Origin of the sequence: Streptomyces abyssomicinicus, from assembly GCF_008974245.1 — a bacterium.
In the GTDB taxonomy this organism is placed as follows: Bacteria; Actinomycetota; Actinomycetes; order Streptomycetales; family Streptomycetaceae; genus Streptomyces; species Streptomyces abyssomicinicus.
The window spans coordinates 560380-572709 of record NZ_BBZI01000009.1; the positions used below are offsets into that span (position 1 = coordinate 560380).

Annotated in this window: 10 protein-coding genes and 1 tRNA gene; 8 read left to right on the top strand and 3 right to left on the bottom strand. The window is 71.0% G+C overall.

Annotation, left to right across the window (positions count from 1 at the left end; translation table 11 throughout):
- The first annotated feature begins 349 nt into the window (after positions 1-349).
- From purS to purM, 6 genes are all read left to right on the top strand, one after another.
- Positions 350-613 (top strand): phosphoribosylformylglycinamidine synthase subunit PurS, encoded by a 264-nt coding sequence (gene purS, locus GBN72_RS22885; RefSeq protein ID WP_151773722.1) that lies wholly within the window; start codon positions 350-352, stop codon positions 611-613.
- Positions 610-1311 (top strand): phosphoribosylformylglycinamidine synthase subunit PurQ, encoded by a 702-nt coding sequence (gene purQ / locus GBN72_RS22890; RefSeq protein WP_151773723.1) that lies wholly within the window; start codon positions 610-612, stop codon positions 1309-1311. Before purS ends, purQ begins: the two co-directional genes overlap by 4 nt.
- Positions 1308-3569, top strand: coding sequence for a phosphoribosylformylglycinamidine synthase subunit PurL (gene purL, locus GBN72_RS22895; protein WP_151773724.1), 2262 nt, complete (start codon positions 1308-1310; stop codon positions 3567-3569). The genes purQ and purL overlap by 4 nt, the downstream gene beginning before the upstream one ends.
- Positions 3570-3788: 219 nt before the next feature.
- Positions 3789-4598 (top strand): sterol carrier family protein, encoded by an 810-nt coding sequence (locus GBN72_RS22900; RefSeq protein WP_151773725.1) that lies wholly within the window; start codon positions 3789-3791, stop codon positions 4596-4598.
- Between the two features lie 307 nt (positions 4599-4905).
- A complete protein-coding gene (gene purF, locus GBN72_RS22905; protein WP_151773726.1) occupies positions 4906-6426 on the top strand; it encodes an amidophosphoribosyltransferase in 1521 nt (506 codons plus the stop codon).
- Between the two features lie 147 nt (positions 6427-6573).
- Positions 6574-7641 (top strand): phosphoribosylformylglycinamidine cyclo-ligase, encoded by a 1068-nt coding sequence (gene purM / locus GBN72_RS22910; RefSeq protein WP_151773727.1) that lies wholly within the window; start codon positions 6574-6576, stop codon positions 7639-7641.
- A gap of 233 nt (positions 7642-7874) precedes the next feature.
- Here the strand turns inward: purM and GBN72_RS22915 are convergent, their stop codons facing one another.
- Positions 7875-8120, bottom strand: coding sequence for a DUF3073 domain-containing protein (locus GBN72_RS22915; RefSeq protein ID WP_151773728.1), 246 nt, complete (start codon positions 8118-8120; stop codon positions 7875-7877).
- 412 nt (positions 8121-8532) lie between these two features.
- On the bottom strand, positions 8533-9648 hold the full coding sequence (locus GBN72_RS22920; RefSeq protein WP_151773729.1) for a Leu/Phe/Val dehydrogenase: 1116 nt from the start codon (positions 9646-9648) through the stop codon (positions 8533-8535).
- A gap of 239 nt (positions 9649-9887) precedes the next feature.
- Here GBN72_RS22920 and GBN72_RS22925 point away from each other — a divergent pair, with 239 nt between their 5' ends.
- Together GBN72_RS22925 and bldC are read left to right on the top strand one after the other, a co-directional pair.
- On the top strand, positions 9888-10730 hold the full coding sequence (locus GBN72_RS22925) for a DUF8083 family protein (RefSeq protein WP_151773730.1): 843 nt from the start codon (positions 9888-9890) through the stop codon (positions 10728-10730).
- A 532-nt stretch (positions 10731-11262) separates the two neighbouring features.
- Positions 11263-11469, top strand: a complete 207-nt coding sequence (bldC, locus tag GBN72_RS22930; protein ID WP_003949541.1) for a developmental transcriptional regulator BldC — start codon at positions 11263-11265, stop codon at positions 11467-11469.
- Between the two features lie 756 nt (positions 11470-12225).
- Here bldC and GBN72_RS22935 read toward each other — a convergent pair.
- Positions 12226-12300: transfer RNA gene (locus GBN72_RS22935), tRNA-Asp, on the bottom strand.
- Between the last annotated feature and the right edge of the window lie 30 nt (positions 12301-12330).

Sequence of the window (12330 nt, forward strand, 5' to 3'; positions counted from 1 at the left end):
GGGCGCCGCTGAAACGGCGTGACGTGCGCGAACGTCGTCCGGGAAAGCGGCGCGGATCACCGGGCCGTCCGGTCGGTACCGGCCGAGGCGTCAACGGCCGGTAATTCCTTTGTACAGTGCTGTTCGTCGAAATGGGAAGTGCGGGTAAATCATTTCACGCACTCGGGCCCGATATCCAGGAGATTCCACCCGGAGTTTTTCCGGCGGTTCGGTGATCATCCGCGACAATCCCGGTGCGCTCAGGGAGGAGGTGATCCGCGACACGTGCTTTCCTCCTAATCTACTCGCGTAGAAATTCTGTCCGGGTAGTCTGAAGGAACCTGCTCAGCACCACACATCGGGAGTGCCAGTGGCACGCGTCGTAGTCGACGTCATGCTCAAGCCGGAGATCCTCGACCCCCAGGGCCAGGCGGTCCAGCGCGCGCTGCCGCGCCTCGGTTTCGAGGGCATCTCCGACGTCCGTCAGGGAAAGCGTTTCGAGCTCGAGGTCGACGGTCCCGTCGACGATGCGGCGCTCGCCCGTATCCACGAGCTCGCCGAGACCTTCCTCGCCAACACCGTGATCGAGGACTTCACCGTCAAGGTGGAGGAAGTCGCGGAGGCCGCGAAGTGACCACCCGTATCGGCGTCGTCACTTTTCCGGGAAGCCTCGACGACCGTGACGCGCAGCGCGCGATCCGGATCGCGGGGGCCGAGCCGGTCGCCCTCTGGCACAAGGACAAGGACCTCAAGCAGGTCGACGCGGTCGTCCTGCCCGGCGGTTTCTCCTACGGCGACTACCTGCGGGCCGGTGCCATCTCCCGCTTCTCGCCGGTGATGGAGACGCTCATCGACCAGGCGAAGGCCGGTCTTCCGGTCCTCGGCATCTGCAACGGATTCCAGATCCTCGCCGAGACGCACCTGCTTCCCGGCGCGATGCTGCGCAACAACCACCTGCACTTCATCTGCCGCGAGCAGAAGCTGCGGGTGGAGAACGCGGCCACCGCCTGGACCTCGGACTACGAGGCGGGCCAGGAGATCCTGATCCCGCTGAAGAACGCCGACGGCCGCTACACCGCGGACGAGTACACGCTCGACAAGCTGGAGGCCGAGGGCCGGGTCGCGTTCCGCTACCTGACCGACGGCCCCGACGCGGACGGCTACGGCAACCCCAACGGCTCGCTGCGGAACATCGCCGGCATCACCAACGAGGCGGGCAACGTCGTCGGCCTGATGCCGCACCCGGAGCACGCCGTGGAGTCCCTCACCGGCGGCGGCACCGACGGTCTGCCGTTCTTCACCTCGATCATCAAGAAGCTGGTCAGCGCATGAGCCGCACCCCTCTGGACACGGTCGAGCACGCGGCCGGGACCCCCGACGTGGAGCAGCCCTGGGCCGAGCTCGGCCTGAGCAAGGACGAGTACGCCCGGATCCGCGAGATCCTCGGCCGCCGCCCGACCGGCGCCGAGCTCGCCATGTACTCGGTGATGTGGTCCGAGCACTGCTCCTACAAGTCCTCCAAGGTCCACCTGCGCCAGTTCGGCGAGAAGGCCCCGCAGTCCGAGGCGATGCTGGTCGGCATCGGCGAGAACGCCGGCGTCGTCGACGTCGGCCAGGGCTACGCGGTCACCTTCAAGGTGGAGTCGCACAACCACCCGTCGTACGTGGAGCCCTACCAGGGCGCCGCGACCGGCGTCGGCGGCATCGTGCGCGACATCATCGCCATGGGCGCCCGCCCGGTCGCCGTGGTCGACCCGCTGCGCTTCGGCGCGGCCGACCACCCCGACACCCGGCGCGTGCTGCCCGGCGTGGTCGCGGGCATCAGCGGCTACGGCAACTGCCTCGGCCTGCCCAACATCGGCGGCGAGGTCGTCTTCGACGCCTGCTACCAGGGCAACCCGCTGGTCAACGCCGGTGCCATCGGCGTGATGCGCCACGAGGACATCCACCTGGCCAAGGCGTCCGGCGCCGGCAACAAGGTCATCCTCTACGGCGCCCGCACCGGCGGCGACGGCATCGGCGGCGCGTCGATCCTCGCCTCCGAGACCTTCGACGACGCCAAGCCGTCGAAGCGCCCCGCGGTCCAGGTCGGCGACCCGTTCCAGGAGAAGCTCCTCATCGAGTGCACCCTGGAGGCCTTCCAGGAGAAGCTCGTCGTCGGCATCCAGGACCTCGGCGCGGCCGGTCTGTCCTGCGCCACCTCCGAGCTGGCCTCCAACGGCTCCGGCGGCATGCGCGTCGAGCTCGACGACGTGCCGCTGCGCGACTCCACGCTCTCGCCCGAGGAAATCCTCATGAGCGAGTCGCAGGAGCGCATGTGCGCCGTGGTCGAACCGTCGAAGGTCGACCGCTTCCTGGAGATCTGCGAGAAGTGGGACGTCATCGCCACCGTCATCGGTGAGGTGACCGACGGCGACCGCCTGGAGATCTACTGGCACGGCGGCAAGATCGTCGACGTCGACCCGCGGACCGTGGCCCACGAGGGCCCGGTCTACGACCGCCCGTACGCGCGCCCCGACTGGCAGGACGCGCTGCAGGCCGACGACGCGGCCAAGCTGCCCCGCCCGGAGAACGCCGACGAGCTGCGGGCCCAGGTCCTCCAGCTGGTCGGGTCCCCGAACCAGGCCTCCAAGTCCTGGATCACCTCGCAGTACGACCACCTGGTGCAGGGCAACACGGTCCTGGCCCGCACCGAGGGCGACTCCGGCATGATCCGGGTCGACGAGGAGACCGGCCTCGGCGTCGCCATCGCCACGGACGGCAACGGCCGCTACGCGAAGCTCGACCCGTACACGGGCGCCCAGCTCGCGCTGGCCGAGGCCTACCGCAACGTGGCCGCCACCGGCGCCAAGCCGCTGGCCGTCTCGGACTGCCTCAACTTCGGTTCCCCCGAGGACCCGGCGGTGATGTGGCAGTTCGTGGAGGCCGTGCGCGGTCTGGCGGACGGCTGCCTCCAGCTGGGCACGCCGGTCACCGGCGGCAACGTCTCGCTCTACAACCAGACGGGCACCGCCGCCATCCACCCGACGCCGGTCGTCGCCGTGCTCGGCGTGATCGACGACGTGGCCCGCCGTACCCCGGTCGCCTTCCGTGAGGAGGGTCAGCTGATCTACCTGCTCGGCGACACGGAGCCGGAGTTCGGCGGCTCGGCCTGGTCCCAGGTCGTCCACGACCACCTCGGCGGCCTGCCGCCCAAGGTGGACCTGGAGCGGGAGCGGCTGCTCGGCGAGATCCTGATCTCCGCCTCGCGGGACGGGATGGTCGACGCAGCGCACGACCTGTCCGACGGCGGTCTGATCCAGGCCGTGGTCGAGTCCTCCCTCGAGGGCGGGGTCGGCGCGCGGCTGGTCGTTCCGGACGGGCTGGACGCGTTCACCTTCCTGTTCTCCGAGTCCGCGGGCCGGGCCGTCGTGTCCGTGCCGCGTTCGGAGGAGCTGCGCTTCACCGACATGTGCGGGGCGCGGGGGCTGCCGGCCACCCGGATCGGCGTGGTCGACGGTGACGCCGTCGAGCTCCAGGGCGAGTTCACGCTGCCGCTCGCGGAACTCCGCGAGGCGCACCAGGGCGTGATCGAGGGTCTGCTGGCCTGATCCCGCATCACGCGGCCTGATCCCGCAGCACCGAGGCACCCGGTACCGCGTCACGCGGCGCCGGGTGCCTTCGCGTTCGCCCCCCGCCCCTCCGGCGCCTGCCGCGTGCCGGCCCCTCGCCCGCGCCCTTGGGCGTCCCGGCGGCGGGAGACGGAAGGAGGGCGGCCGGGTCGCGGGGGGAGGGACGGCGGGAGCGGCACAGGCGCTACCCTCGCCGGCATGGCACCCGGCAACCGGAAGAAGCCCCGCACCTACGACGCCCTCCGCACCCGCACTGCCGTACTGGCCCAGTTCGCCAGCGTGCGCCGGACGGTCGGTTCGCTGACGCCGGACCAGCTCGCCGCCCCGACCCGCCTCGGCGAATGGACGGTCCGTGACCTCGCCGTCCACATCGCCCTGGCCACCGGCAGCACCAGCCGTCTGCTCGACGCCCCCGAACCGGCGAAGGCCGAGCTGGTCCCCGCCACCTGGGCCGCCACCTCGGCCCGGCACGCCGCCCGCATCGCCGCGTCCGTGCGGGAGTCCGCCGAGGCCCACCCCGACCTGGACGCCCTCTACGCGGACACGGCGGACCGCCTGGCCGCGGACCTGGCGGCCAACCCCGGCCGGCGCGTCCTCGCGGGCCCCACCGGGGCCCTCACGCTCACCGACCACCTGGCCACCCGGTGTGTCGAGCTCGCCGTCCACACCGACGACCTGAACGCCGCCCTGGCCGCGGTGGACGGCCCCGTGACACCGCAGGACCGCCAGGCCCTCGCGGCCGCGACCCGGGTCCTCGCCGACGCCCTCGCGCACACCGCGCCGGGCGGCTCCACCGAGGTCCGCGTGCCGCCGTTCGCCGTGGTGCAGTGCGTGGAGGGCCTCCGGCACACCCGGGGCACGCCCCCCAACGTGGTCGAGACCGACCCCCTGACCTGGCTCCGCCTCGCCACCGGCCGGCTCACCTGGGCGCAGGCCCGGGAGGCGGCCGCGGTGAGCGCGAGCGGGGAGCGGGCGGACCTGTCCCCGTGGCTGCCCCTGATGGGCTGAGCGGCCGCTCGGCGGGGCCCGTGCGCGCCGCCGGAGGTCCGCGCACGGGCCCCTGGACGTCACGGTCCGTGGAGGCGTTGTCCGCTCCGTGGGACCACCGGGTGTGCGTCGCCTCACTCGCACCGGCCCCGGGAAGTTCCCGCCGCGTCCCGCACCCCCCTCGCCAGGCCGCCCGACCGGTACCCTCATGTGCCACCTGACCTGCAGAAACGTCCTCCGGCGTGCTGCCTCTGGGGTGCCGTCCCCGACATTCGTGCCAGCACCACCCCATTCGGCGCAACGGCCGCTCTCCCCTACACTCGAAGACGTGCCTCGTGGTGACGGTCTCCTCAATCACGACCTGCTTCCCGGCGAAAAGGGCCCCCAGGACGCTTGCGGCGTCTTCGGTGTCTGGGCTCCGGGTGAAGAGGTCGCAAAGCTCACGTACTTCGGGCTCTACGCCCTCCAGCATCGGGGTCAGGAATCCGCGGGTATCGCGGTCAGCAATGGCTCCCAGATCCTCGTCTTCAAGGACATGGGCCTCGTGTCCCAGGTCTTCGACGAGACCTCCCTCAGCTCGCTCCAAGGTCACATCGCGGTCGGACACGCCCGCTACTCGACCACCGGAGCCTCTGTCTGGGAGAACGCCCAGCCCACCTTCCGCGCGACCGCTCAGGGCTCCATCGCCCTCGGTCACAACGGCAACCTGGTGAACACGGCGGAGCTCGCCCGCATGGTCGCCGACCTGCCCGAGCGGAACAACGGCTCCGCCCCCGCCGCGACCAACGACACCGACCTGGTCACGGCCCTGCTGGCCGGCCAGACGGACGAGGACGGCAAGCCGCTGTCCATCGAGGCGGCGGCCGCGCGGATCCTCCCGAAGGTCCGCGGCGCCTTCTCCCTGGTCTTCATGGACGAGCACACGCTCTACGCCGCCCGTGACCCGCAGGGCATCCGCCCGCTGGTCCTGGGCCGCCTGGAGCGCGGCTGGGTGGTCGCCTCGGAGTCCGCCGCCCTGGACATCTGCGGCGCCAGCTACGTGCGCGAGATCGAGCCCGGCGAGTTCGTCGCGATAGACGAGAACGGCCTGCGCTCCTCCCGGTTCGCCGACGCGAGGCCGAAGGGCTGCGTCTTCGAGTACGTGTACCTGGCCCGCCCGGACACCGACATCGCCGGCCGGAACGTGTACCTCTCCCGCGTGGAGATGGGCCGCCGCCTGGCCGCGGAGGCGCCCGCCGAGGCCGACCTGGTGATAGCGACGCCCGAGTCCGGCACGCCCGCCGCGATCGGGTACGCGGAGGCCTCCGGCATCCCGTTCGGCGCCGGCCTGGTCAAGAACGCCTACGTCGGCCGGACCTTCATCCAGCCCTCGCAGACCATCCGCCAGCTGGGCATCCGGCTGAAGCTGAACCCGCTCAAGGAAGTCATCAAGGGCAAGCGCCTGGTCGTGGTGGACGACTCCATCGTCCGCGGCAACACCCAGCGCGCCCTGGTCCGGATGCTCCGCGAGGCCGGCGCCGCCGAGGTCCACATCAGGATCTCCTCGCCCCCGGTGAAGTGGCCCTGCTTCTTCGGCATCGACTTCGCCACCCGCGCGGAGCTGATCGCCAACGGCATGACCATCGAGGAGATCGGCACCTCGCTCGGCGCCGACTCGCTCGCCTACATCTCCATCGACGGCATGATCGAGGCGACCACCATCGCCAAGCCGAACCTGTGCCGTGCCTGCTTCGACGGTGAGTACCCCATGGAGCTCCCCGACCCCGAGCTGCTCGGCAAGCAGCTGCTGGAGACGGAGCTGGCCGCTCCGGTGGAGACCGCTGCCAGCGCCGCCATCCGGCGCCCGTAGCCCCACGACGCGCGCTGCCGGGCCGGTCCTTCCGTGCCCGGCCCGGCGGCCCCGCGGCCCGTTTCCGATCCCTCGTAGATCCCACGAAGATCCCTCGTAGATCCCCCGCAGCCCTCCAGCTGTACCCGACAGAAAGCTCACACAGTCATGTCCACTGAGACAGGTGCCAGCTACGCGGCTGCCGGCGTCGACATCGAGGCGGGCGACCGCGCAGTCGAGCTGATGAAGGAATGGGTGAAGAAGACCCAGCGCCCCGAGGTCCTCGGTGGCCTCGGCGGTTTCGCCGGCCTCTTCGACGCCTCCGCCCTGAAGAACTACGAGCGTCCGCTGCTCGCCTCCGCCACCGACGGCGTCGGCACCAAGGTCGACATCGCGCGGCAGATGGGTGTCTACGACACCATCGGTCACGACCTGGTCGCCATGGTCATGGACGACATCGTGGTCTGCGGGGCGGAGCCGCTCTTCATGACCGACTACATCTGCGTGGGCAAGGTCCACCCGGAGCGGGTCGCCGCCATCGTCAAGGGCATCGCCGAGGGCTGCGTCCTGGCCGGCTGCGCGCTGGTCGGCGGCGAGACGGCGGAGCACCCGGGCCTGCTCGGGGCCGACGACTTCGACGTGGCCGGTGCCGGTACCGGCGTGGTGGAGGCCGACGCGCTGCTCGGCGCGGACCGGATCCGCGAGGGCGACGCGGTGATCGCGATGGCCTCCTCCGGTCTTCACTCCAACGGGTACTCGCTGGTGCGCCACGTGCTGCTGGAGCGTGCCGGCATGGCGCTCGACGCGCACGTCGAGGAGCTCGGCCGGACCCTGGGCGAGGAACTGCTGGTGCCGACCAAGATCTACTCGCTGGACTGCCTGGCGCTGATGCGGACCTGTGAGGTGCACGCCTTCAGCCACATCACCGGAGGCGGCCTGGCGGCCAACCTGGCCCGGGTGATCCCGGACGGCCTGCACGCCGTGGTCGACCGGTCCACCTGGACCCCGGACCCGATCTTCTCCCTGGTCGGCCGGACCGGCGGGGTCGAGCGGCTGGAGCTGGAGAAGACGCTCAACATGGGCGTCGGCATGATGGCCATCGTGCCCCAGGAGTCGGTCGAGGTCGCCCTCTCCGCCCTGGCCGACCGAGGCGTCGAGGCGTGGGTGGCCGGCGAGATCGTCCCCCGCGGCGAGCACAGCACGGGCGCCGAGCTGATCGGCGACTACGCGGGCTGATGCCACCCGTCCCGGCGGGCGCCGCCCGCCGGGACCGCCCGGCCCGCCAGGAAACCGCGGCCGGAGCCACGGCGTCCCGTGCGTCTTGTGCGCCGCGGGTACCACGGCGTCCCCCGCCCGGCGGGTTCCTCGGGCACCGGACCGGCCGTGCCGACCAGGTCCGGGCAACACCGAACCCGGCCCGGGGCCGAAGCCCCGAACCGGGTCCAGATCAGTATGAGCGGTGAACGCTGTCAGGCACCGCGACGTTGAGAGGGTTCTTCGTCCTCGTCCTCGTCGTCGGCCCCGTAGAGCTCGGCGTACCGCGAATACAGGTCGTCGTCCTGCTCATCGTCCTCGAACCGCTCGCCGTTAGGCGTCGGATTCGACGTCGATGCGCCCAGCTCCTCGGCCAGGCGTGAGAGATCCGTCCCGCCGCTGTTGTACTTCAGCTGGCGGGCGACCTTCGTCTGCTTGGCCTTGGCCCGGCCGCGCCCCATGGCTCGACCCCCTCAACGACGGGGCTCGACGGCCCCAGAGTCTTGACGCGTTCATGATCCGAAACGGACTCTCCGCAGAGAGACCGGTCCGTAGGGCTTCCACGGTACCTGAGCCCGCGCCCATACGGTACGTCGCCCGCACCAAGCGTGTGTGCCCAGCACCCGCGAGGTGCCCCGTCCTCGCTGGTCAGTGCCGATTTTAACCACTTCTGCCCGGAAGACCCGCCCGGAGAAGTGACAGTTGTCTCCCGCTGTCCGGACCTTCCGGCCCCCGAACTGCGGCACCGCGAGGCGATCATTCACCCGGAACCGGCGCGTCGCCGTCCCGTCGCCGACGCGTTTCTTCCCTCTGATGGAGGAAGCATCGGGCGAAAGGTTGACGCGCCGGCCGTCGGGTCGGTCCCGCCGCGCGTCAGGCGACCGGGGTCACCGAAGGGGTCACCGAAGGGGACCGACGGGATTCGGCCATCCTCTGTTCGGCGATCCGGTCGGCCGCCGCGGCGGGCGGGATGCCGTCCGCCTTGGCGCGAGCGAACAGCTCCAGGGTGGTGTCGAAGATCTTCGTCGCCTTGGCCCTGGCCCGGTCGAAGTCGAAGCCGAGCAGCTCGTCGGCCACCTGGATCACGCCGCCGGCGTTCACCACGTAGTCCGGGGCGTAGAGGATGCCCCGGTCCGCCAGGTCCTTCTCGATGCCGGGGTGGGCCAGCTGGTTGTTGGCCGCGCCGCACACCACCGTCGCGGTGAGCGCCGCCACGGTGGCGTCGTCGAGGGCGCCGCCCAGCGCGCACGGGGCGTAGATGTCCAGACCCGGAGTGCGGACCAGCTCGTCGGCGTCCACCGCGACCCGCACCGTGGGGTGCTTCTCCCGCAGCGCCCGCACCGCGTCCTCGCGCACGTCGGTGACGACCACCTCGGCGCCGTCCGCGAGCAGGTGTTCCACCAGGTGGCGCCCGACCTTGCCCACACCGGCGATGCCCACCGTGCGGCCACGCAGCGTGGGGTCGCCCCACAGGTGCTGGGCGGAGGCCCGCATGCCCTGGAAGACGCCGTAGGAGGTGAGCACCGAGGAGTCGCCGGCACCGCCGTTCCGCGGGGAGCGGCCGGTGGTCCAGCGGCACTCCCGGGCCACCACGTCCATGTCGGCCACGTAGGTGCCGACGTCGCAGGCCGTGACGTACCGACCGCCCAGCGAGGCCACGAACCGCCCGTAGGCGAGGAGGAGTTCCTCGGACTTGATCTTCTCCGGGTCTCCTATGATCACCGCTTTGCCGCCCCCGTGCTCGAGGCCGGCCATGGCGTTCTTGTACGACATCCCGCGGGCCAGGTTGAGGGCGTCGGCGACGGCCTCGGCCTCGGTGGCGTAGGGGTGGAAGCGCGTCCCGCCGAGGGCGGGGCCCAGGGCGGTGGAGTGGATGGCGATCACGGCCTTCAGTCCGCTGGCGCGGTCCTGGCAGAGCACGACCTGCTCATGGCCCCCTTGCTCCGAGTGGAACAGGGTGTGCAGGACGCCGTCGGTCACTTCGGTCACGGTGGTGACTCCTGGATGAGTAGCGGCGGTTACGGCGATTCCCGTACGGGTGGCGGAAACCGTGGCACGAAGCGTAGAGCCTGGAGGGCCACCCTGGCCGCGCACACACAGGATCACCCTCGCGAGGAGTATCCGCGGTCAGGAGCAGGACTGTTCCGGCCGTTTCTCCCTTGCTTTCCGCCCGCTTCGGATACGAGTGGGACGGGTTTCGGACGGATCACGTCGGGGAGGGTGGAGAGGTGCCCAAGGTGACCTCGGTGATCGTGCCCTACCCCGCCTATCTGCGGGTCTACGAACCACTGGACGCCTTCCCCCGCGAGGAGCGCGCCCACTGGGAGCGGTACGCGGCCCGCCCCGGCCGGCCCACCTGCCAGGACGAACTCCGGCGGTCGCTCGCCGATCTCCTGGCGACCCCGCCCACGCCGGTGCCGGTGCACGAGAGCGGGGAGGCGTTCGTGACGGAGGTGGACGGCGTCGTCCATGTGTGCCCGTGGCGCACACGGCTGCGGGGATGGCAGGCCCTCAAGGAGTTCGGGGGCGATTTTCCGCCAACCGTGCTCGACGCCCTGCTGCCCCCGGTGGTGCGGGAGGAGGCCGCCCGGGACTACGAGCACTGGCTGGCGCGCAATCCCGACGCCCGGCCCTGGATCCGCAGCGCTACCTGGCACGTTCCGGGCCACTGGTTCGTGCTGGTCGCCGACGAGGAGCGGGAGTGGCGGGCCGGCACGGACGACGAGCCGCCGGTGCTGCGCTACCGGACCCGCATGGTCGAGGCGCGGCGCCGCCTGGCCCGAGGCCTGCGCACGGTCCGGGAGTCGGTGGGGGAGGGCCCGCTCTCCGAGGCCCTGACCGGGGTGGGCCGCTGGCTGGAGGAGTTCCACCCGCGCTCGCTGGTCGAGCTGGACTACGGCGGCCTGGTCCACGCGCTGCCGGAGGACGACCTCGCCGAGGACCATTCGGCGGCGGACGCCGCCGAGGCCCTGGCGGCCCTGCGCAGCGGCGACGGCGAGGCGGCCGGCGAGGCCTATGAGCGCATGGTGGTCCGGTGGCGTTCGGTCCGGCAGCGCGGCATCGCCAGCTGACCGCCCGGCGCGACGGCCGGCTGCCCCGCGGCGCGGTGGCCGGCCGACCGCCGGCGCTCACGGTGGTGCGGGCCGGGAGCGCGTGGATCCGGGTTCGCGCCTGGCGCGAAACGGACACACAGCCCTTAGCGTGACGGAGTGCACGTACCCGGCCCTTGCGTATCTTGCCACCCCTCATGCCAAAATAGGACAAGGAGCCCGGGTCGGGCTCCCGCTGTCCGTTCGGGCGTGCATCGGCGCTGAACCCGTGGGGGGTCTGATGGCCTCTGTGGAGTCTGTGACTGATCGTCACAGTGGAGTGACTGTCCGTTATGGCACGGTCCATCGGCTTCCGTCGCGGATGAACACCTGGGAGGGCAATTCCATCGGTTTGGCCGACGCGGCTGGACAGATGGTGTAGTTGTAGTGCCGAGGACAAGCCGTTCGTCCTATAACCGACTCGACTCGCGTCCGCCATTTCGGGCAACGCGGGTCAAGGTGCAGAATTTAGAGGAAAGAACCGAGAACGTCGGTTCTCCCGAGGAGGCCGCTCATGACCGCTCGCACCCCTGATGCCGAGCCGCTGCTGACCCCGGCTGAGGTCGCCACCATGTTCCGCGTCGACCCCAAGACCGTGACGCGGTGGGCGAAGGCCGGCAAGCTCACGTCGATCCGCACGCTCGGCGGACACCGGCGCTACCGCGAGGCCGAGGTCCGCGCCCTGCTGGCGGGTATCCCCCAGCAGCGCAGCGAGGCCTGAGAGCCATCGTTTCCAAGGCGCGCGACCATCTCGGCGCCCACAATCGAATAGCCGGACGGGTCGGTCAGTCCCCCAGCTGACAGAGACGTCCGTCACCCAGCTCCATACGACGCCGGTCCTGCCCCAACAGGACCTGGTCCTGGGCCCCAGGCCCGCCGGACACCCCCTTGCACGTTGACGCGTCGTCGATCGCGCTGAACTCCGCCGGGTTCAGCGCGATCTTTTTTGCCCTCGGGGCGGGGGCTGGAGGCCTCTCCCAGGCCTCTTCGCGGGAGCTTCGGCGGATCTCCACCCCCGGGCGTAGTCGCAGATCAGGGAGGCGGCCACGGCTTCCGGGGAGAACCCGGGAGCACCTCGGGGCAACGTGCAATTGCACATATAAAATTGACGCGATGTAAGCAGGGGTTAACTTCCCACCTTCGAAAAACAGATTCGGTGACACCTTTCACACCGACGGCTGGTTGTCGGATCTGTGGCGCATGCGCTAAAGGGGCGCGCCGGAGGCATATGCGGCAGCCGGGGCGAGGCCGGGGCGGCGGCCGCCCCGGGCGGGGCGCACGAGGCGCCTGAAGGGCCCTGTGCGGCCCGTGGAGGCTCGCGGAGGGCGCGGACCGTGCGGCGGGGCCCCACAGGGGCCCTGGGCGGGAACTGACGCCCTTTCGGGGAGGTGCATCCGGGATCCGCATGCCCCGGTCCGCCGTGCCCACACGCACGACGAAGGCCCGCACCGAAACGGTGCGGGCCTTCGAACTACTGCGGTCCTGACGGGATTTGAACCCGCGGCCTCCACCTTGACAGGGTGGCGAGCACTCCAAACTGCTCCACAGGACCAGGTGCTTCACTCTGCGGTTTCCCGCGTTG